At 71.7% G+C, this 19,942-nt stretch carries 22 protein-coding genes and 1 pseudogene; 15 read left to right on the forward strand and 8 right to left on the reverse strand.

What is annotated here, in order from left to right; all coding sequences use genetic code 11:
* Positions 1-16: 16 nt before the first annotated feature.
* The 3 genes from ACWIF2_RS01415 to ACWIF2_RS01425 form a co-directional block, all read right to left on the reverse strand.
* Positions 17-1,612 carry a BTAD domain-containing putative transcriptional regulator gene (locus ACWIF2_RS01415; protein WP_454357961.1) on the reverse strand — a complete coding sequence of 532 codons (1,596 nt, stop codon included), beginning with the start codon at positions 1,610-1,612 and terminating at the stop codon, positions 17-19.
* 94 nt (positions 1,613-1,706) lie between these two features.
* Positions 1,707-2,405: a copper homeostasis protein CutC gene (locus tag ACWIF2_RS01420; protein WP_454357962.1), complete on the reverse strand. Its 699-nt coding sequence runs from the start codon at positions 2,403-2,405 to the stop codon at positions 1,707-1,709.
* Positions 2,406-2,508: 103 nt separating this feature from the next.
* A complete protein-coding gene (locus tag ACWIF2_RS01425) occupies positions 2,509-3,186 on the reverse strand; it encodes a maleylpyruvate isomerase family mycothiol-dependent enzyme (protein WP_454357963.1) in 678 nt (225 codons plus the stop codon).
* 172 nt (positions 3,187-3,358) lie between these two features.
* Here ACWIF2_RS01425 and ACWIF2_RS01430 point away from each other — a divergent pair, with 172 nt between their 5' ends.
* The 4 genes and pseudogenes from ACWIF2_RS01430 to ACWIF2_RS01445 all read left to right on the forward strand — a co-directional run bounded on the left by ACWIF2_RS01430 (position 3,359) and on the right by ACWIF2_RS01445 (position 7,753).
* Positions 3,359-5,026 (forward strand): helix-turn-helix domain-containing protein, encoded by a 1,668-nt coding sequence (locus ACWIF2_RS01430; protein ID WP_454357964.1) that lies wholly within the window; start codon positions 3,359-3,361, stop codon positions 5,024-5,026.
* 223 nt (positions 5,027-5,249) lie between these two features.
* Positions 5,250-6,596, forward strand: a complete 1,347-nt coding sequence (locus tag ACWIF2_RS01435) for a diaminopimelate decarboxylase (protein ID WP_454357965.1) — start codon at positions 5,250-5,252, stop codon at positions 6,594-6,596.
* Between the two features lie 31 nt (positions 6,597-6,627).
* Positions 6,628-6,834: a hypothetical protein gene (locus tag ACWIF2_RS01440; protein ID WP_435283240.1), complete on the forward strand. Its 207-nt coding sequence runs from the start codon at positions 6,628-6,630 to the stop codon at positions 6,832-6,834.
* A 45-nt stretch (positions 6,835-6,879) separates the two neighbouring features.
* Positions 6,880-7,753: pseudogene (locus ACWIF2_RS01445) on the forward strand (IS5 family transposase).
* Between the two features lie 23 nt (positions 7,754-7,776).
* Here the strand turns inward: ACWIF2_RS01445 and ACWIF2_RS01450 are convergent.
* Positions 7,777-8,580 (reverse strand): SDR family NAD(P)-dependent oxidoreductase, encoded by an 804-nt coding sequence (locus tag ACWIF2_RS01450; RefSeq protein WP_454357966.1) that lies wholly within the window; start codon positions 8,578-8,580, stop codon positions 7,777-7,779.
* Between the two features lie 87 nt (positions 8,581-8,667).
* Here ACWIF2_RS01450 and ACWIF2_RS01455 point away from each other — a divergent pair, with 87 nt between their 5' ends.
* From ACWIF2_RS01455 to ACWIF2_RS01465, 3 genes are all read left to right on the forward strand, one after another.
* The gene (locus ACWIF2_RS01455) at positions 8,668-9,519 is read left to right on the forward strand and encodes a helix-turn-helix transcriptional regulator (RefSeq protein ID WP_454357967.1); all 852 of its coding nucleotides are present in this window, start codon (positions 8,668-8,670) and stop codon (positions 9,517-9,519) included.
* Positions 9,520-9,692: 173 nt separating this feature from the next.
* Positions 9,693-10,355 carry an HD domain-containing protein gene (locus ACWIF2_RS01460; protein ID WP_454357969.1) on the forward strand — a complete coding sequence of 221 codons (663 nt, stop codon included), beginning with the start codon at positions 9,693-9,695 and terminating at the stop codon, positions 10,353-10,355.
* 34 nt (positions 10,356-10,389) lie between these two features.
* Entirely contained in the window at positions 10,390-11,448 is a 1,059-nt protein-coding gene (locus ACWIF2_RS01465) for a GNAT family N-acetyltransferase (protein ID WP_454358016.1), read from the forward strand.
* Here ACWIF2_RS01465 and ACWIF2_RS01470 read toward each other — a convergent pair.
* Positions 11,418-11,705 (reverse strand): DUF4031 domain-containing protein, encoded by a 288-nt coding sequence (locus ACWIF2_RS01470; protein WP_454357971.1) that lies wholly within the window; start codon positions 11,703-11,705, stop codon positions 11,418-11,420. The two genes, ACWIF2_RS01465 and ACWIF2_RS01470, sit on opposite strands and share 31 nt — an antisense overlap.
* A gap of 7 nt (positions 11,706-11,712) precedes the next feature.
* On the reverse strand, positions 11,713-12,093 hold the full coding sequence (locus ACWIF2_RS01475; RefSeq protein WP_382495101.1) for a hypothetical protein: 381 nt from the start codon (positions 12,091-12,093) through the stop codon (positions 11,713-11,715).
* A gap of 55 nt (positions 12,094-12,148) precedes the next feature.
* Here ACWIF2_RS01475 and ACWIF2_RS01480 point away from each other — a divergent pair, with 55 nt between their 5' ends.
* Genes ACWIF2_RS01480 through ACWIF2_RS01490 form a run of 3 tightly spaced genes read left to right on the forward strand, consistent with a single transcriptional unit; the run spans position 12,149 to position 14,595 of the window.
* Entirely contained in the window at positions 12,149-13,120 is a 972-nt protein-coding gene (locus ACWIF2_RS01480; protein ID WP_454357972.1) for a MurR/RpiR family transcriptional regulator, read from the forward strand.
* 41 nt (positions 13,121-13,161) lie between these two features.
* Positions 13,162-14,094: an N-acetylmuramic acid 6-phosphate etherase gene (gene murQ / locus ACWIF2_RS01485; RefSeq protein ID WP_454357973.1), complete on the forward strand. Its 933-nt coding sequence runs from the start codon at positions 13,162-13,164 to the stop codon at positions 14,092-14,094.
* Between the two features lie 36 nt (positions 14,095-14,130).
* Positions 14,131-14,595: an SRPBCC family protein gene (locus tag ACWIF2_RS01490; protein WP_454357974.1), complete on the forward strand. Its 465-nt coding sequence runs from the start codon at positions 14,131-14,133 to the stop codon at positions 14,593-14,595.
* A 3-nt stretch (positions 14,596-14,598) separates the two neighbouring features.
* Here ACWIF2_RS01490 and ACWIF2_RS01495 read toward each other — a convergent pair whose 3' ends face one another.
* A complete protein-coding gene (locus ACWIF2_RS01495) occupies positions 14,599-14,844 on the reverse strand; it encodes a hypothetical protein (protein WP_454358017.1) in 246 nt (81 codons plus the stop codon).
* Between the two features lie 113 nt (positions 14,845-14,957).
* Between ACWIF2_RS01495 and ACWIF2_RS01500 the strand changes: the two genes are divergently transcribed.
* The 5 genes from ACWIF2_RS01500 to ACWIF2_RS01520 all read left to right on the forward strand — a co-directional run bounded on the left by ACWIF2_RS01500 (position 14,958) and on the right by ACWIF2_RS01520 (position 18,362).
* Positions 14,958-15,797 carry a helix-turn-helix domain-containing protein gene (locus tag ACWIF2_RS01500; RefSeq protein ID WP_454357975.1) on the forward strand — a complete coding sequence of 280 codons (840 nt, stop codon included), beginning with the start codon at positions 14,958-14,960 and terminating at the stop codon, positions 15,795-15,797.
* On the forward strand, positions 15,781-15,993 hold the full coding sequence (locus ACWIF2_RS01505; protein WP_454357976.1) for a DUF397 domain-containing protein: 213 nt from the start codon (positions 15,781-15,783) through the stop codon (positions 15,991-15,993). The genes ACWIF2_RS01500 and ACWIF2_RS01505 overlap by 17 nt, the downstream gene beginning before the upstream one ends.
* A 251-nt stretch (positions 15,994-16,244) precedes the next feature.
* Positions 16,245-17,048 (forward strand): hypothetical protein, encoded by an 804-nt coding sequence (locus ACWIF2_RS01510; RefSeq protein WP_454357977.1) that lies wholly within the window; start codon positions 16,245-16,247, stop codon positions 17,046-17,048.
* A 59-nt stretch (positions 17,049-17,107) separates the two neighbouring features.
* On the forward strand, positions 17,108-17,779 hold the full coding sequence (locus tag ACWIF2_RS01515; RefSeq protein ID WP_454357978.1) for a Uma2 family endonuclease: 672 nt from the start codon (positions 17,108-17,110) through the stop codon (positions 17,777-17,779).
* Positions 17,780-17,792: 13 nt separating this feature from the next.
* On the forward strand, positions 17,793-18,362 hold the full coding sequence (locus ACWIF2_RS01520; protein ID WP_454357979.1) for a hypothetical protein: 570 nt from the start codon (positions 17,793-17,795) through the stop codon (positions 18,360-18,362).
* Positions 18,363-18,366: 4 nt separating this feature from the next.
* Here the strand turns inward: ACWIF2_RS01520 and ACWIF2_RS01525 are convergent, their stop codons facing one another.
* Positions 18,367-19,923: a carboxylesterase/lipase family protein gene (locus tag ACWIF2_RS01525; RefSeq protein ID WP_454357980.1), complete on the reverse strand. Its 1,557-nt coding sequence runs from the start codon at positions 19,921-19,923 to the stop codon at positions 18,367-18,369.
* Between the last annotated feature and the right edge of the window lie 19 nt (positions 19,924-19,942).

Genomic DNA, 19,942 nt, shown 5'->3' on the forward strand with positions numbered 1-19,942 from the left:
TGGCCGCGCCGGATCGTCAGCGCATAATTTCCGCATATACGGCCTGGTCAGGTACGGCCCGGTCAGGTACGGCGCGGCCAGGTACGGCCCGGCCAGGTCGCGAGGAGGCCGCCGTGCGCAGCCTGAAGCAGAGGCGCACGAACCGCGGCAGCCGGTAGCGGCCGAGTACGAGCGGCTCGATCAGGTGCACGCCCGCGAGCGCCTCCAGCACCAGTTCGATCTCGCCGGGGTCGGCCCCGGACATCTCCGCCGCCTCCTGACTGTCGATCACCTCGGCGTCCTGGCGCGCGAAGCACGTGAGCATGTGCCGTTCCGGATCGCTCAGCTGCTTCTCGGCCGCGATCAACGGGGCCATCATCGCGGCGCAGTCGGGCGGGATCACATCGGCGAGCCTGCTTTCCCGCTCCATCTGCCGCAAGACCATCTCGATCGTCCAGTGCGGACGCGCGCTGAGCTTGCCGCCGACCACCCTGATCGGGTGCGGCAGTCGCGAAAGGCGTTCCAGCAGCACCCCGGCCTGCTCGGGTTCCGCGTCCACGCGTGCCGGGTCGACGGCCTTGCGCAAGAACTCCCGCGCCTCCCGCTCGGTCAGCCCGGCGATCTTCAGCCAGGTCACTCCCGGCAGCTCGTGCAACCGGCGGACACTCGTCAGAATCATCGCCGAGCCGGGCGTTTCGAGATCGCGCACGGCCGCCGCGTCCGGCACGTCGTCGACCACGACCAGGAACCGCTTGCCGCGCGCCTTCTCCCGCCACAGCGCGGCCTTGTCGCCGACGGGGTTCTCCACGCCGACCGCGCGCAACAGCTCGCCCGCGACGTCCCTGCCCCTGACGAAGATCTGCCCGTCCGGGAAGCGTCCCTTGACGAGGTGGCCGATCCGGGTGGCCAGCGCGGTCTTGCCGCTGCCCCGCATACCGGTGATGCCCACGGTGCCCGGCAACGTCCGGAGTGCCTGCGCGATCTCCTCGGCGCGGCCGGTGAAGTCGACCAGATCCGGCACCAGCTGCTCCGGCCTGCGCGGCAGGGTGAGGTGGCCGTTGAGGATCTGCGCGTGGACCTCGCGCAGCTCCGGCCCCGGTTCGAGACCGAACTCCTCGATGAGGAGTGCGCGCACCTGGTGGAAGTGGTCGAGTGCCTCGCCCTGCCTGCCCGCCAGATAGAGCGCGCGCATCAGGAGGGCGCGCGGTCGTTCCCGGAGCGGGAAGGCGGCGACGTGCTTCTGCAGCTCCAGCACGTCCGGCTCACGTTCGAGGCAGTCCTCCCGCGCCTTGAGCCGGTGGTCGCCGAGCCGCACCCGTTGCGCGTCGAAGTAGGCACTCCGGAGGCCTTCCAGGGGCTCACCGCGGCAGTCGTCGACGATCTCCGCGCGGACCGTGTACCCGCCGTCCCTGGACTTCAGGTTCAGCTCCGGAAGCGTCTTGCGGATCTTGTAGACGTACGTCCGCAGTGCCATCACGGCGCTCGGCGTCGGGTCGTCCCAGATCATGCCGATCAACTGGTCGTTGCTCAGCCGGATGCCGTTGTTCAGCAGCAACGCCGCCAGCACCGCCCGCTGCTGGCGCGGCCCCAGTCCGACCTCCTCTTCGTCGCGCCAGGCTCGTACCGGACCCATCAGTGAGAAGCGAAGGCTCATGCAACGGCACAACGCGCGGGCACATCCCGTGCTTCCCCCTGTGAAGCGGGTGAGTTCGAACGACGCTTCGGGGTCACGCGGGGGCGGCGTCCAGGGCGGTCCGCCACCGCGCGACGGCCGCCGCCGACACGGGCTCCTCCCAGCCGTCCGGCCGGGCCGCCCCGCCGATGTGGAAGCCGTCGACCCCGGCGGCCCGCAGGCCCGGTACGTGGTCCAGCCGCAGCCCGCCGCCCACCAGCAGGTGCTGCTCGTACCCCGGCTCTCCTCGACGGGCCGCCTCCGCGAGCAGCACGGGAAGCCCCTCGTCGACCCCCTCGGCCGACCCTGCGGTGAGATACGTGTCGAGCCCGGGCATCCCGTCCAGCTGCTTGCGCAGGGCGTCCCGGTCGGCGGCCCGGTCGATCGCCCGGTGGAAGGTCCAGGGGCAGCCGTCCAGCACCGCGACGACCCGCTCCACCGCCGCCAGGTCCACGCCGCCGTCCGCGTCGAGGAACCCGAGCACGAACTCCTCGGCCCCGGCCTCCCGCAGCTCGCCCGCCACCCGGACCAGCCGGTCGGCGTCCCCCGCAGCGAAACCGTCCGCGAGCCGGAGCATCACCCGCAGCGAGAGGTCGACGGCCCGGCGGATCCCGGCGACGGTGCCGGCCGACGGGGTGAGCCCGTCGGCCGCCATGTCGGTGACCAGCTCGAGACGGTCCGCGCCTCCCGCCTGGGCGGCGACCGCGTCCTCGACGCCGAGGGCGATCACCTCCAGGACTGCACGCTTGCTCATGGGGCCCCTTCGTCGGCATGGAATCGGCGATCGGCGACAGGTCTAGTCCAATCAAAGACTACGCTGCCCAGTCCCGCCGCCTCCCACGCCCCTGTGAGGCGCCTCAGCCGAAGATGTTCAGCTCCTTGGCCTCCACCCCGGCCAGCTCGTACGCCGCCTCACCGACCGGACGCCCCGCGTACAGCCGTACCAGGGTCGGCCCGTCCCCGATGAAACGCCCCGGGGGCCGCTCCCCGTCGCTCCCGCCCAGCCGCAGCGGCTCGTCCAGATCGTCGAGGTCGGCGTGCAGCGGCACATGCCCCCGCTCGTGGGTGAGCCGGGCGAGCAGCGCGAGCGCGTCCGGCAGCCCGGCCCCGCCGTACGCGCCCGGCTCCCCGAGGGCCTCGCGAACGTCCCCGGCGTGCACCCACTCGCCGAGCGCGAGACCGTCCAGCTTCCCGTCCGCCCCGGCGATGCGGGGCCCGGCCTCGCTCATCCCGCGCTCCAGCTCGTCGACGAGTTGGCCGATGCTCCAGCCCTCCCGTTCGGCGATGTCCCGGTCGTTCGACTCGGGCGAGAACACGCCCTCCTCGAACCGGCCCTCCGCCACCCGCGTCAGGGCGGACGAGCAGTGCGCCAGCACGTCCCGCACCGTCCAGCCCGGACACGCGGCCACGGGCCGTGCGAAGTCCTCCTCGGCCCTGCCCCGCAGCAGCGGGATCAGCGCGTCACGCTCGATCGTGAGCAGCCGCCCGGGCTGCTCGGGGTCCCGTACGTCGTGCACATCAGCAGGAGTCGTCATGGCACCCACGCTAGGTGGGACATCGGTGAAGGGCGAGAACCCGGCACGGTCCTCGACAGCCTGGCCCCGACCGGCCGTTGCGCCCCGCCCGTGCGGCCGTGCGCCGTTGAGCACCGGGCGTTTCTGTGGTGTCGTACGGTCCTCACCGAGGGGGAGCAGGGGGCTCGCGAGGATGGACCCGTTACCGGAGTGGGGAGCCGCCGCCGCGTCGCAGGTGACGTTGGGGGGATTGCTGTCGGTGGTCGGCTCCGGGGCACTGGAGTTGCACGTGGCGCCGGGTGGGCTCGAGGTGCCCGTCGTCGGTGTCACCGTGCTCGATGCGCTGGAGCCCGGCGTCCGGCCGCGCGAACTGCTTCTCGCCGTCGGTGTCGACGCACGGGCGGCCCACGCCGTGGACGTGGTACGGCGGGCCGGAGAGGGCGGCGCCGCCGGGGTGATCTTCGGCCCGGGCACGGTGGAGGGGACCGTCCCCGCACTCCGTAAGACGGCCGAGGAAGCCGGCACGGCTGTGCTGTTCCGTACGTCCTGGTGCTCCTGGGACCAGTTGGTGGGCGTCCTGCGGGCCGGTCTCGCCTCGGCGGGACTTCCCCCCGGTCTCACCGCGCGGGGCGTGCCCCTCGGTGATCTCAACGGGCTGGCGGACGCGGTGGCCACGCTGGTCGGGGGTGCCGTGACGATCGAGGACATGGAGTCCCAGGTGCTGGCCTACTCCTCCGCCGACACCGAGGAGGACGTGGACGAGCTGCGGCGGCTGACGATCCTCGGGCGCCGGGTCCCGGCGTGGCGGGTCGACGCGATGCGGGAGGCCGGGTTCTTCCGAGCGCTGTGGGCGAGAAGCGATGTCCTGCACCGGCCGGCTCGCGGGGCGGATCCCGAGCGGCTGGTGGGGGCCGTGCGGGCGGGCGGCGAGGTGCTGGGGTCCATCTGGGTGGCGGCGGTCGCGGGCCGTCCCCTCGCCCCGAACGCCTCCGAGGCGCTGCGCGCGGCGACCCGGGCGGCGGCTCCGCATCTGCTGCACCACCGTACGCGCGGTGCGGACACCCGTCTGGTGGAGGACGCGGCGCGGGCGGTGCTGGAAGGGCGTGGGCCCGTGGCGGTGCTGGCCGAGCGGGCCTCGCTGCCGGAGACCGGGAACTGTGCCGTCCTCGCCGTACACGCCGGAACCCACAAGGGAAACGCCGAGGCGTCACGGCTGCACGACGTACTGGCGCTGCTCTGTTCCGCGCACGGCTACCGAGCCGTCGTCGTGCGCGTGAACGGAGCGACGCTGGTGGTGCTGGGCGCGCTGGACCGCGAGCGACGGCGGGCGCAGGAGCAGGTGAGGGAGCTGGGGACGTCGATGGCGGGGCAGGTGTCCGCCACCCTGGGGACGACCGTGCGGGTCGGCCTGGGCGACATGGCCGCGGGGCTGGCGGAGCTGCCGGTGTCCCGCCGGTCGGCCGAGCTGGCCCTCGCCGCGCTGACGACGGCCGGAGGGCCACGTGTGGTCGCCCGTGCCGAGGATGTCGCCGAGACGGTGGGCCTCATGCAGGTCATGGATGCCCTGCGCGCGGTGCCGCTGCCGCCGGGAACCCCGGTGGCGCGGCTGGCGGCGTTCGACGCGGAGCACAGCGGGAGTTGCCTGCTGCGGACACTGCGGGTGTACCTGGACCACTTCGGGGACGTGCCGGCCGCCTCCCGCGCCCTGTCCCTGCATCCCAACAGCCTGCGCTACCGGGTCCGCCGCATCGTCGAGGTCTCCGGGATCGCCCTGGACAGTCCCGACGCCCGGCTCTTCGCCGAGCTCCAGTTGCGGTTGCTCGACCGCGACGCCGACGGTGCCGGCGGCGCCGGTCACTGACCGGCTCGCTTCGGAGTTCTTGGCCGTCCGCACCATGGATCGGCCCGGCCTTCGTCGCCGCGCACCATCGCGCCGGGGCCCGGACCGGACACTGCCCACGGTCCCGGCCCCCGCGCCTGCGCCTCTGCCTTCTCCACGAAGACGTCTCCCCGGGGAGCCGGGCAGCCTGGAAATCAGCCCGGGTCCGCCGGGCGTCCCGCACCAGGCCACCAGGGGAGACACCATGACCGGCCTCACCGACCCCGCCGACCGGCGTGAGCAGATCCTGCGAGCGGCCGTACAGCAGGGACTGCTGGATCCCGACCGGTCCCTGCTGGCCGGGTTCATCGACCTCGACGGCGTCGCGGGGACGGTCGGCAGCCTGCGCACGGCGTTCCCCGGCTCGCTCTCCGCACTGCACGCCTTCGCGGCGAAGGCGAACAGCCTGGTGCCCGTCCTGGCGGAGCTGGAACGCCACGGCATGGGTTGTGAAGTGGCGACGGGTGGCGAACTGGCCCGCGCACTCGCGGCGGGCTTCCCACCGGAGAGGATCGTGTTCGACTCGCCGGTCAAGCACCGTAGGGATCTCGAATGGGCCCTGGACCTGGGCGTCACGATCAATGTGGACAGCTTTCAGGAGCTGGCCCGCATCGACGCGATCCTCGCCGGACTCGCCCCCGTGTCGCAGATCGGCGTACGCGTCAACTCCCAGGTGGGCGGGGGGAGCATCGCCGCGATGAGCACGGCCACGCGGACGTCGAAGTTCGGCATCCCCCTCTCGGACCCGGAAAGCCGCCGGGAACTGCTGCGGGCCTTCCGGGAACGTCCCTGGCTGACCTGGGTGCACACGCACGCCGGATCGCAGGGTTGCCCGCTGGACCTCATGGCCCAGGGGGTGGCGGAGGCCGTCGCCTTCGCGGAGGAGGTCAACCGGTCGGCAGGAGGGCCCCAGGTGACCGGGATCGACATCGGCGGCGGACTGCCCGTCAACTTCGCCGGCGACGAGGTCACCCCCGACTTCGCCACCTACGTCGCGCTGCTGGCCGAGCACGCGCCCGACCTGTTCTCCGGCAGGTACGCGATCGTCACCGAGTTCGGGCGCTCGATCCTCGCGAAGAACGGCTTCCTGGCCGCCTATGTCGAGTACACCAAGACGGCGGGTGGCCGGCCGATCGCCCTCACCCACGCCGGCGTGCAGGTCGCCACCCGGACGGTGTTCGCCCCGGAGTCCTGGCCACTGCGGATCACCGCGCATGACCCGAGTGGCCGGGCGAAGCACGGCAGCCCCGTCCGGCAGGACATCGCCGGCCCCGCATGCTTCTCCGGCGACCTGCTGGCACGCGACCGCGCACTGCCTCGGCTGGAACCGGGCGACATCGTCCTGCTGCCGGACACCGGCGCGTACTACTTCTCGACGCCGTTCCACTACAACAGCCTGCCGGAACCGGCCGTGTACGGCGTACGGGTCGGCGCGGACGACCGGGTCGCCTTCGACCTCTTCCGGCCGGCCCAGGACCCTTACGAGGTGTCGGCCCAGCCGGGCCGGACCACCGTGCCCGCCCCCCGGCCCAGCGGTCTCGTACGTCGCTGACGCCCCGCGAGAGGCAGCGAGGAGCACCCAGGTGGAACACGGAAACCGCACGAAGGGCGACGGGAACGGGCCCTTGCTCAGTCAGCGCGCCGCCGTGGTGTTCCTGCTGGCCGCACTGGTCGGCATCGGTGCCGGCGTCCTGTCGTGCGTGGCCGGCAACGCCTGGCCCCTCGCGGTCAGCGTCGGCGGCGGTGCGAGCGCCATGGCCGTCGTGTTCTTCAACCAGATCATCGACTAGGGCGCGTGTCGAAAGTGGATCTTGATCGTGGGATGATCTTGGTTCATGGCGCGTGGAGATTTGACGGACGAGCAGTGGGCGGTGCTGGAGCCTCTGTTGCCGAGGGGCAAGAAGCTCGGCCGACCGCCGATATGGATCAGGAGGCGGCTGGTTGACGGCATACGCTTCCGGGTCCGTACCGGCATCCCTTGGCGGGACATGCCGCAGGAGTACGGACCCTGGGGCCGGGTGTACGACCTGTTCCGTCGGTGGCAGCGCAACGGCACCTGGCAGCGGATCTTCACAGCCCTGCAGGTCCGGGCCGATGCCAAGGACCTGATCACTTGGGAGATCAACGTTGACTCCACGATCGTCCGTGCCCACCAGCATGCCGCCGGGGCGCGAAAAAAGGGGACCTGCAGAAGGAGTCGCCCGGCGGCGTCTCCACCGAGCAGGGCGACCACGGCCTTGGGCGCTCGCGCGGCGGCCTGACCACGAAGCTGCACCTGGCCGTCGAGCAGGGCCAGAAGCCCATGTCCATCGTGATCACCGCCGGGCAGCGCGGCGACTCCCCGCAGTTCGAGGTCGTCCTGGGGCGCATCAGGGTGCCCCGACTGGGGTCGGGCAGGCCACGCACCCGGCCCATGCGGGTGCGCGCCGACAAGGCCTACGCCTCCCGTAAGACCGCGCCTACCTGCGCAGACGCGGGATCCACTGCACCATCCCGGACAAGGCCGATCACATCCGCAACCGCAAGAAGCTCGGCTCCTGCGGCGGCCGTCCGCCGAAGTTCGACCGGGAGGACTACAAAGCTCGGCACGCGGTTGAGTGCGGCATCAATCGACTCAAAAGGCACCGAGCTGTGGGAACAAGGTACGACAAGCTCGCGGTCCGCTACGAGGCGACCGTCCTCGTAGCGGCGATCAACGAGTGGCTGTGAACAGGGATAGAGGCGTCCCTGGCTCAGGCCCGCGCGCCACCGTCGACCCGGAGGACCGTGCCGGTCACGTAGGAGGAGCGGTCGCTCAGCAGCCAGGCGGCGGCCTGCGCGATCTCCTGCGGGTCGGCCGCGCGGCCCAGCGGGGTGTGCGCCGTGAGCCGCTCTCGGAGACCGGGTGATCCCTCTTCCCAGGTGCTTATCATCTCGGTCGCCGTGTTGCCAGGGGCGATGGCGTTGACGCGGATGCCTTCCGGGCCGTAGGTGACGGCAGCCGACTCGGTGAGGCTGTTGACCGCCCGTTTCATCGCGCCGTAAACGGGCAGCTCGGGGTTGCCCATCAGGCTGCCGACAGATGAGTTGTTGACGATGGCGCCGGTCCCGGCGGTGGTTCGGATGGCGGCGATCTCGGCGACCATGGCCAGCCAGACGCCCTTGAGGTTTACGTCGTAGAGGCGGTCGAAGTCGGCCTCCGGCAGCTGGTGCATCGGGCCGGGCTGCTGGATCGTCGCGCCGTTGTTGAAGGCGATGTCGAGCCTGCCGTAGACGTTCACGGCGCGGTCCACGGCGGCGCGCACGCCGGCCGAGTCGGCCAGGTCGCACACCACGTACTCCGCGGTGCCGCCCGCCGCCCGGATCTCCGCGGTCACCGCCTGCAGCTGGTCCTCCGTCCGGGCCGCGAGAAGCACTCGGGCGCCCTCGCGGGCGAAGAGCCGAGCCGCGGCGGCTCCGATGCCGCGTCCGGCACCGGTGATGAAGGCGACCTTGTTGGCCAGCAGGCCCAGGGCGGCAGGCGTGGTGGATGTGCCGGTGACAGGTGTGTTGTCCATGGCGCCAAGCCTGCGCCCGTCCGCGAAGCGCAACCAGGCACCGGCGGTACCTGGATCCGCGGCCCGGCGCCCCCGCACACTGGAGAGGTGGATCGACGACAACTGGCCGACTTCCTGCGCAGCCGACGCGAGCGGATCACCCCTGCCGAGGTGGGGCTGCCCGCCGGACCGCGCCGCCGCACCCCGGGCCTGCGCCGTGAGGAGGTGGCGCAGCTGGCGCACATCTCGACCGAGTACTACACACGGCTGGAGCAGGCCCGGGCGCCGCACCCGTCGCACGAGGTGCTGGCCGGACTGGCTCGGGCCCTGCGCCTGACGGACGCCGAACGCGACCATCTCCATCACCTGGCCGGCACACCGCCGCTCCCGTCGGCCGGGCCCTCGCGCCAGGTACGGCAGAGCATCCTCGACCTGCTGCACCGACTGCCGCAGGCCGCGGCGACCGTAACGTCCGCGACCTTCGAGGTACTGGCCTGGAACGATCTGGCGGCAGCCCTGATGGAGGACTTCTCCGCCCTGCCCCGACGCGACCGCAACCTCGTGCGCCGTGTCTTTCTTGGCCCGCACACTCAGGGGCAGCGGCTGTACGGAGTGTCGGACGCGGACGCCTTCGCCCGCATCTCGACGCAGCGGCTGCGCGCCGCCGCCGCCCGCTACCCCGACGATCCAGAGGTCGCCGAGCTGGTAGCCGAACTCCTCGACGGAAGCGAAGAGTTCACCCGCCTGTGGCAATCCCACGACGTGTCCGCCGAGCTCACCCTGTGCAAGACCTTCCAGCACCCGCTGGTCGGCCCCGTCACCGTCAACTGCGACGTCCTCGACATCACCGACCGCGACCAGCAGGTCGTGATCTACACCGCGGTCCCAGGTTCGCCCTCCGAAGAGGCGCTACGGCTGCTGTCGGTGATCGGCACACAGCGCATGGACGTCACGCGCTGAGCCACACCGGCCGCACTTCAACGTCCCCTGATGTGGACCGACGCCGGTCAGCATCGCCCGCGCGCTTCTTAGCCCTGCCCTGCACGGCACGGCCCCTGACCAACCACTTTCGACACACGCCCTAGCAGACTCAAGATCTTGGGGTTCCGGCCCCGTCGACGGAGAATGACCCCATGGCCGATCCCGACGCCCTGCGCACCCGCTTCGCCCGCGCCCTGGAAGGAGCCCGGGGCCCGGCCGGCGGCCCCGACCCGGCGCCGTACGCGGACAACCTGCTCACCCGCTGGCAGGAGCCCCAGCGCCGCTATCACACGGTCGCGCACCTCACGGCGGTCCTCGATCACATCGACGTACTGGAGGGGCACGCCCAGGACCCGGACGTGGTGCGGCTGGCCGCCTGGTTCCATGACGCGGTCTACCTGCCCGACCGCTCCGAGAACGAGGAACGCTCCGCCCGCCTCGCCGAACGCGCCCTCGCCGAGGCCGGAGTCCCCGCCGCCAGGACCGCCGAGGTGGCCCGCCTGGTCCGCCTCACCGTCACCCACGACCCCGCCGACGACGACCCCGACGGCCAGGTCCTGTGCGACGCCGACCTGGCGATCCTCGCATCGCCCCCGTCGGCGTACGCGGCGTACACCACGGCCGTCCGCGAGGAGTACCACTTCGTCCCGAACGACGCCTTCCGCACGGGCCGCGCCACGATCCTCCGCCAACTCCTGGCCCTGCCGAGGCTGTTCAGAACCCCGCACGGAGCGAAGGAGTGGGAGGCGACGGCCCGCTACAACCTCACCGCCGAGCTGGAAATGCTGTCGCTCTCCCCCCATGCCCCCTCGTAACCTCCCCACCATGTGGACAACGGGCGCGGAACAGTTGGAGCAGGCCGTCGGTGAGTGCGCGGACCTGCTGGGGGGAGTCACCGACCGGGACTGGGAGGGGACGGCGGCCGGGCGGCTCGCGTGGAGCTGCCGGGAGACCGCCGTGCACATCGCCGAGGATCTCATCGCGTACGCGGGGCAGTTGGCGGGGCGGGAGCAGGACGGGTACACGCCCTTCGAGCTGTCGCTGGAGGAGGGGGCCGGCAACGCGGGTGCGGTGCACGTGATCAGGACGACGGGGGCTCTGCTCGCGGCGGCGATCCGGACGACGCCGCGGCAGGTGCGGGCCTTCCATCCGTATCCGTTCCGCAGCGCGAACCGGGAGGGGTTCGCGGCGATGGGCACGGCCGAGGTGCTGCTGCACACGCACGACATCGCCGAGGGACTGGGCGTGGCGTACGAGGCGGACTCCGGGTTGTGCGACTTCGTCCTCAGGCGGATCTTTCCGCATGTCCAGCCCGGACCGACCCCCTGGCAGACCCTGCTGTGGGCCACCGGACGGGGTGAGCTGCCGGGACGGGCGCCCGTCACCGAGTGGCGGTGGAACAACAACCCGGTGATCGGCACCGAACGGCTCACCCTAGAGGGCATCACCCCGGCGGTGGCCGACGACCTTGCCACGGTCGGTGACGGCGGCTGCTTCGAGTGGCTCGGAGGAAGCCCGGCCGAAGGCACCCGGGTGGGCGCCGGACTGGTGTTCAAGCAGTACGAGGACGGGGTCCACCGGCCCGAGTGGGGCATGTACGTGCTGGTCCGCCGCGAGGACGACCAGGCGCTCGGCGCCATGGGGTTCCACGCCGTTCCCGACGAGGCGGGACGGGTCGAGATCGGCTACGACCTGGTCGAGGCGGCCCGTGGGCACGGCTACGCCACCGAGGCCCTGCGCGCGCTGTCGGCATGGGCCCTGGCCCGGGACGAGGTACGGACCGTGGTCGCGAACGTCGAGCGGGACAACGCGCCCTCGCGGAGCGTCCTCACCCGCGCCGGCTTCACGGCCGTCGCGGAGAACACCGAGCAGGTGACCTACGAGCTGGGCGAACCCGGCGAGCGGTAAAGGCCCTTGGGCCGCCGCAGCCCCGCCCCGTGCAGCAGCCGCACCACTTCGCGGCTGCTGACCTCCACGGCACCGGCGCCCACCGCGTCGGCGTACCGCTGGGCGGGGAGGTCGTAGTGGTCGCGTTCGAAGGCCCGCCGGGGCACGCCGAGGCGTTCGGCGAAGGTGTGCAGCTCGTCGTACGAGACGTCGCTGATCAGGTGGGACCACATGCGGCCGTGCCCGGGCCAGGCCGGCGGGTCGATGTAGATCGTCACCGGGGCCTCACGAGGACGCCCCGCCGAGGGCCTCGCTCAGCGACCCCACCGCCGCGACCTTCACGCCCGCCTCGGCGCACACCCAGTGCGGGTCGGGCCCCAGCACCGGTTCCACGTCCAGCGCGTGCGGCTCGCCGGCGCCGCACACCGGGCACAGCGGCCAGCGGCCGTACCGCTCCAGCAGGGCGTCCTGCACGTCCTGCGCGACCAGACCGGCCACGTACGGCGCGCCCTCCGGCCACTGCTCGACCCACCACCGCCGCTGTGTGACGGACTCCTCGACCAGGGACACGACATCCGCCTCGGCGACGCGTCCCGCGACGAGGTCGGCCAGTACCAGGGCACGCGCGGCGTGCAGCGTCTGCTCCAGGGGGGTGATGGGCTCCATGCCCCCATTGTGCGCACTCTTGACCCCGGCACCGAGCCGAAAATATCTTTCATGGGTGACCCGTAGAGTGAAGGAAATTTTCGCCGGTGAGAACGGCGGCACGTCCGGCACCGGTGGTCCGGGCGGCCCGAGCGCCATGGTCGGCACCCTCGGCACCCCGCCCGCCCCGGCCGCCCTCGCGGCCAAAGTCCGCACGCTGGCCCCGTCGATGACGCGTTCCATGCAGCGCGTCGCCGAGGCCGTCGCGGGCGATCCGGCCGGCTGCGCGGCCCTCACGGTCACCGGCCTCGCAGAACTCACCGGCACCAGCGAGGCGACCGTCGTACGCACCGCCCGGCTGCTCGGCTATCCGGGTTACCGGGACCTGCGCCTCGCCCTCGCCGGACTCGCCGCCCAGCAGCAGTCCGGCCGGGCCCCCGCCATCACGACGGACATCGCGGTCGACGACCCGATCGCCGACGTGGTCGCGAAGCTCGCCTACGACGAACAGCAGACCCTCGCCGACACCGCCGCCGGGCTCGACACCGTCCAGCTGGGCGCCGCCGTCACCGCGCTGGTCGCGGCCCGCCGCACCGATGTGTACGGCGTCGGGGCGTCCGGCCTGGTGGCCCAGGACCTCACGCAGAAGCTGCTGCGCATAGGGCTGATGGCCCACGCCCACAGCGACCCGCACCTGGCCGTGACGAACGCGGTGCAGCTGCGGTCCGGTGACGTGGCGATCGCCATCACCCACTCGGGGTCGACCGGGGACGTCATAGAGCCGCTGCGGGTCGCCTTCGAGCGCGGCGCGACGACGGTGGCGATCACCGGCCGCCCCGACGGCCCGGTCACGCAGTACGCCGACCACATCCTCACCACGTCCACCGCCCGGGAGAGCGAACTGCGCCCGGCGGCGATGTCGTCACGGACCGGTCAGCTCCTCGTGGTGGACTGCCTGTTCGTAGGGGTGGCGCAGCGGACGTACGACACGGCGGCGCCGGCGCTCTCGGCGTCGTACGAGGCACTGGCCCACCGGCACCGCCCCTGAACCGCACCGACACAGACACGGGAAGCACGGAAAGAGCCGTCATGACCTCCACCTCCGACCCCCGGGACCTCAGAACCGAGCTGGAGTCCCTGACCACCGAGGCCTTCCGGCCGGAGCTCGCGGACATCGACCGGCTGCCCACCCTGGACATCGCCCGGCTGATGAACGGCGAGGACGCCACCGTGGCAGGGGCGGTCGCGGCGCGGCTGCCGCAGATCGCCGACGCGATCGACGCCGTGGCGGAGCGAATGGCCCGGGGCGGCCGCCTCGTCTACGCGGGCGCCGGCACAGCGGGCCGGCTGGGCGTCCTGGACGCCTCCGAATGCCCGCCCACGTTCAACACCGACCCGTCCCGGGTCCTCGGCCTGATCGCGGGCGGCCCCGAGGCCATGGTCACCTCGGTCGAGGGCGCGGAGGACTCCCGGGAGCTGGCCCGGGCCGACCTGGAGCCCCTCGGCCTGACCCCGGACGACACGGTGGTCGGCGTCTCGGCGTCCGGCCGCACGCCCTACGCCATCGGCGCGGTCGAACACGCCCGCACCCGGGGCTCCCTCACCGTCGGCCTCGCCTGCAACCCCGGCAGCCCGCTCGGGACCGCCGCCGACCACGGCATCGAGATCGTCGTGGGCCCCGAACTGCTCACCGGCTCCACCCGTCTGAAGGCCGGCACGGCACAGAAGCTCGTCCTCAACATGCTCTCGACGATCACGATGATCCGGCTGGGCAAGACGTACGGGAACCTGATGGTCGACGTCCGCGCGTCGAACGACAAGCTCCGCGCCCGCTCCCACCGCATCGTGGCGCTGGCGACCGGTGCGGGCGACGAGGAGATCGAGCAGGCCCTGAAGGCCACCGACGGCGAGGTCAAGAACGCGATCCTCACCATCCTGGCCGACGTGGACGGCCCGACGGCGGCCCGGCTGCTGGAGGAGTCCGGCGGGCATCTGCGGGAGGCGCTCGACTCGCGCGCCTGAGGGGCGGCTGTCAGACCCCGGTGCTTTCATGGGGGAATGAGCAGCCGAGGTGTCGTCGTGGAGCGGCGGATCGCCGCCGGGCAGGGTGCGGTGTGGGAGGCCCTGACGGACCTCGGGTCCATGGAGCGCGTCCTCAGCGGGGTCACGAGGGTCGAGGTCCTCACCGAGGGCGGTTTCGGCGTCGGCACGCGGTGGCGGGAGACACGGCGGATGTTCGGCAAGGAGGCCACTGAGGAGATGTGGGTGACCGCCTGCGAGGCGCCCGAGCGCTACGTGGTGGAGGCCGAGGCGCAGGGCACGCGTTATGTCTCGGAGTGGCTGCTGCGGACGGACGGCCCGTCGGCGACCACCGTGCGGATGACGTTCGGCGCGCAGGTGCCGGGCGGTGCCCGGGGGCTCCTCGCCAAGCTTCTGGGCGGTCTCGGGGCGCGGGCCGTGCGGAAGGCCATCACCAAGGATCTCGACGACGTCGCCTCCGCGCTGGAGGGGCGCAACGGCTGAGCCTCACCTCGGCTTCACCTCCCGGTTGACCTGCCGCACGCGAGCCCGCAGCGCCTCTTTCACGGGCAGCGAGCGCAGTACGTCGGTCAGGTGCTCCGCCGTCCGTACGTTGCACCGCCCCAAGTCGACCAGGGCGAACGGCTCGTCGCTCGCGCCGGTCACCGGGTCGACGCCGAGCGACGGCAGCACGACGCCGACTCCGGCGAGGGCGTCCCGCAGCGATTGCACGATCTCTTCGGTCGAACGCACCTTTCATACCTCCACGCTGAGTTTGTGATTCACCACACAGCGTGGCCGAAGCGCCTCTAGCCTGGCCAGATACGGCGGTCCAACAACCCGATGTGTACGACAGGGAGTTGCCCATGCCCGGATCCAGGGACCTCGACCCGTCCTCCTCCCCACGGGCCCTCCTGGGCGCCGAACTACGCCACGCCCGCGAGAAGGCCGGCCTGAGCCAGGAGGAGCTCGGGCAACGGCTGTTCGTGAGCGGGTCGTTCATCGGGCAGTTGGAGAACGGGGCGCGGCGGATGCTTCCGGAGTACGCGCGACTGCTGGACGAGGAGCTGGGGACGGGGGACTTCTTCCAGCGGAACTGTGCAGCTGCGGCGAAGTCGAAGTATCCAGAGCACTTCGCCGAGGCCGCGGAGGCGGAGGCCCAAGCGACAACGATCAGGCAGTACACACCGCTACTGATCCCTGGCCTGCTTCAGACGCCGGCCTACGCACGGGCCGTCTGCCGTGCATACCAGCCGACAGCGCCGGAGGAGCAGATCGAGGAACTCGTGGCCGCGCGGATGGATCGCGCTCGGCTCCTCGACGATCCAACAGAGCTCCTGTTGTGGGCGGTAGTTGACGAAGCCGCATTGCGGCGTGTGACCGGCGGGCGCCAGGTGATGGCCGAAGCCCTGCGGCACATCGCCGGCCTCGCCGAGCGGAGCCGGGCCATCGTGCAGGTGCTTCCCTTTGATGCGGGTGCGCACGCGGCCATGCAGGGCGCCATCAAGCTGATGGACTTCGAGGACGCCCCTCCGCTGGTCTACTTCGAAGGCGTCGGCACCGGGCGGCTGGAGGATGACCCCGCCACGGTCAAGGACCAGCGGTTCAGGTACGAACTCCTCACCGCCTGCGCACTTTCACCAAGGGATTCTCTGGCCCTGATCGAGGGCATGGCGCAGGATTACGCCCATGAGGCGCATACCTGAGCACCACTTGGACGCGGCCACCTGGCACAAGTCCAGCTACAGCGGCGGCGACGGCGGCGACTGCCTGGAAGTCACCCGCGACTTCCCCAGCGCCGCCCCCGTCCGCGACTCCAAGACGCCCCACGGCCCGAAGCTCGTGTTCCGGGCCACTGCCTGGGCCGCGTTCGTCGCAAACCTCAAGGACGAGACGGCCTGAGCTTCGGGATTCGAGCTTCGAGCCCTCTTTTCAAGGAACGGGTGGAGGGCCTCAACCCACCCTCCCACCCGGCGAGTTGACGCGACGCGTCCGGCTTGCCACGGACAGTCACGTACCTCTAACGTTCCTGGACAAGCAACAGCCCCCGCCCGGTGCTACCAACACCTGCGGGGGCTTAACCAACGAGATCGAAGAGCGTCGATCCCATGGCTGAAGCCAACTTTAGTGCTGCCTCCCCGTCCGCGCACCCCATGGCGCGCCCGGGCTACGGCAAACGCACCGCCCCCGACCAACTTCCCCGAACGAACCACGACTTCGCCCACATCCCACCGCGCGAAGCCGCCATCGCCGCATACCTGGACCGGCTTCCCGACGGCGCGGACATCTCCGTAAAGACGCTGGCCAAGCAGCTCCCGTACGGACAGTGCGCCCTCGGCACGGCCCTCAACCGCATCCAACAGGCGGGCCACCTGCGCCGAGGCCGGGAGTGCGTGACGGCCGACGACGGCAGCTCCCGATGGGTCACCCGATCGTGGTGGTCCCGTACCGCCCGAGATGACGACTGGTGGGCGTCCTTCACTCGCGGCGACGTACCGAAGCAGCAGCGTCCCACCCGCTCCCGGGCCCACATCCTCCTCGCCGCCCTCGGTCGTACCGCACCCATCCTGTCCCTCTCCCAGGCCGACTGCGCGACGCTCGCCCCGCTGGTGACGGAGTGGTTCGAGCGGGGCGCTTCGGAGGACGACGTACAGCGGGCGCTCACGACCGGCCTGCCAACGCCCGTCCACCACCCCGCCGCTCTGGTCCGCAACCGCCTGACCAGCAAACTCCCGCCTCCACGCGCCCCACGTCCTCCCCTACGGGTTCTGGAGTGCGCGAACTGCGGTGCTCCGGGGCGTCCAGAATCCCTGCCAGGAGGGCGTTGCAACGCCTGCCGGGGCGAACGCGCCCCCGCGCAACCCCCTGCGCCCCTCTCCGCCCCCACGATCCACGACCGCGCGGCCGAGATCCGCGCCGCGATGTCCCAACGACGACAAGAGAAGGCAGCCACATGACAGCTCCTACGGTGCGACGTCACTCCCGCAGGGCACGATGGAAGGGAGGAGGCACCACCATGACCCCTGGTACCGCTGACCGCCCGCTGATGCCCATCGAGGACTTCGAGGATCTGGCCGAGGCTGCCCCGGCCCACGTGCGGCTCGAGTACGTCGACGGTCGCGTCCGTACGAAGGACCCGCTCACCGTCGAGGACTTCGAGGAACTGGAACGCCGCGCCCCGGAGACCGTGCGGCTTGAGTACATCAACGGAAAACTAGAGGTCAAGGCCATGCCGGACGGCAACCACCGCTGCATCCTCATGTGGCTGCTGCGTCAGTGCATGCAACACCGCCCTGACCTGGATCTCGTGCCTGAGTCCGGTGTCAAGGCCGAGGCTTACCGCAAGGGCCGCGCTCGCACGGACGCAACGCTCGCGCCTGTGGATCACTTCCGAGGCCACGGCGAATGGTCCGACCCTGAAGGTTCCCTCATGGCCGTGGAGATCACCTCCCGCGACCGCGACACCAACCAGCGCGACCGCATCGACAAGCCCCTCGGCTACGCGGCGGCCGACATCCCCGTCTACCTCCTCATCGACCGCGACAACCACACCCTCACGGTCTTCAGCGAGCCGGAGGACGGCCGCTACCAGCGCATCACCCCGTACCCCTGGGGCGACACCGTCGAGCTGCCCGCCCCCGTGGACATCACCCTGGACACCGAGAAACTCAAGGACTACGCCGACTAGCGACAATGGACCCATGAACCACGCCCAGCTCACCGCCCTGGGCCGCGCCCTACGCCTCCTCGGCGAGCACGGCGAGGCCCTCACCTCCGACACCCCGGACGCCAAACTGCACGAGGTCAAGGCCGACCTGAAGCGTGCCCTGGACCTGCTGGACGAGAGCGTCGCGGGCGCCGCGCCCAGCACCCGCTGCCCCGAGCACCCGAACGGCCCGGTCGACGAGAACGCCCCCGACCTGTGCCTGCTGTGCGAGACCCGGCGCAGGACCGCCCGCCGGAACGAGTTCAACGGGCCCGCCCCGCAGCAGCCGCAGACCGACCCCGTCCAGTCCCGCTACGGCGTGAGCGGCGACCGCCCCCAGCCCCAGCAGCGCTGGCTGCCGGAGCTGTGGAACGGCCAGACCTGGCAGCTGTGCGGCACCCCGCGCCGGGACCGCCGCGAGGCCGAGCTGTTCATCGCCGCCCAGCGCAAGGCTCCCCGGGCGGCCATGGCGTACCGGCTCGTGCACGAGTTCACCGACTACGAGGTGCTGCGCGTGTGGGGCACGCCCGTGCGGGTCGACATCGAGCCGATGGGCAATCTGTAGGCCCTTACAGCAGGGGCAGGGGCACGAAGTCGTAGCCCTGCCACAGCCGCCGCGAGGTCTCCTCCGGGTACGCCCTCACCACCGGCTCCGCGTCCAGCACCTGCGCCAGCCGCCGCTCGTCGTCGTACGCCGGCCAGCCCGGGTCACCCGTCCTAGCGAACGCCGTCCAGGACGCGCGGAAGCGGGACGACAGCGCCTCGGCCTCGGCGGACGGCTCGGTGCCCGCGAACAGCAGAAGGCCCAGGTCCGCCCCGAACGTGCCGAAGAGCAGCGGGATGTCCAGGCCGTGACAGGCACCCAGTGCGCCGCCGTTTCCGGGAGCCGGCCAGGTCAGTTCGTAGAGGTGCGCGCTGCCGCCGCCCGCGCGCTGCGCCTCGGCCAGGTGCAGGGAGGGCATGTTGAACAGCCAGTCCGTCTGGACGCGTTCGTAGAGCTCGCCCGGGGTGGCGTCGGGGAAGGCGGCACAATAGGCCTGTTCGCCGTCGGCGCCCGGGGCGAACAGGCGCAGGGCGGAGGTCGTCTGCTCGTCGGTGATCTGGCCCAGCCGGCCCGACATGGCGATGAAGAGGCGGAACTCGTCGCGATTGTGGCCCACGAGCAGGTCGACGTCCTTCGCCGAACCCGCCGCCAGTGCCTGCCACGGCGTGGTCGGCAGCACCTCGCCGTCGACCACCGGTGAGAAGGGCGTGACCGTGGGCGCCGCCTGGCCCCAGCGGTCGGTGTACTGGAGCATCTTGGCGCTCAGCGTCTCGCCCGCCGACGTCAGCCGGCGCGGGGCGATCGTCGAGAGGTCGGCGACCGTGGGGCGCAGTCCCACCTCGGCGGCCAGCGCGAGAGAGATGTCCCGGGCGAGTGCGTCGGAGAAGAACGTCCCCGGCACGCTCTGCGCGATCGCCCGCCGGAACAGTCCGGCCGCCCGTGGCATGGCGAGCAGCGAGGCGACCGAACCCGCGCCGGCCGATTCCCCGAAGACCGTGACCTGGTCCGGGTCGCCGCCGAACGCCTCGATGTTGTCGCGGACCCATTCCAGTGCCGCCACCTGGTCGAGCAGGCCGCGGTTTGCGGGCGCGCCCTCGATGAACGCGAACCCCTCCATGCCCAGGCGGTAGTTGAGGGACACGACCACGAGGTCGCCGTCGGCCGCGATGCGCCGGGCGTCGTAGCCGGGGCTGCCGGAGTGGCCGAGCTTGTAGGCACCGCCGTAGATCCACACCATCACCGGGCGGCGGGCGGCCGGGTCGGCTTCGGGGGTCCAGACGTTGACGGTGAGCCACTCGTCGCCCTCGGGTACGTCGAGCAGGCCGGGGCCGCCCAGGCTGCCGACGTCCTGCGGGGGCGGCGGGCCGAAGGCGTCGGCGTCGCGTATGCCGTCCCAGGCCTGGGCGGGGCGCGGTGCCATGAAGCGCGCCTCGCCCACCGGGGGCGCGGCGAAGGGGATGCCGCGGAAGACGGCGAGTCCCTCCTCCCTTCGGCCCCGCACCGCACCGGCGGTGGTGCGCACCACCGGTGCGGGCTGTTCGGAGGGGCCGTCGTGCGGCGGGCGGGACTCGGTCGTCGTCATCTGGATCTCCTCACGGAAT

It is taken from the genome of Streptomyces sp. NPDC055506, from assembly GCF_053643595.1.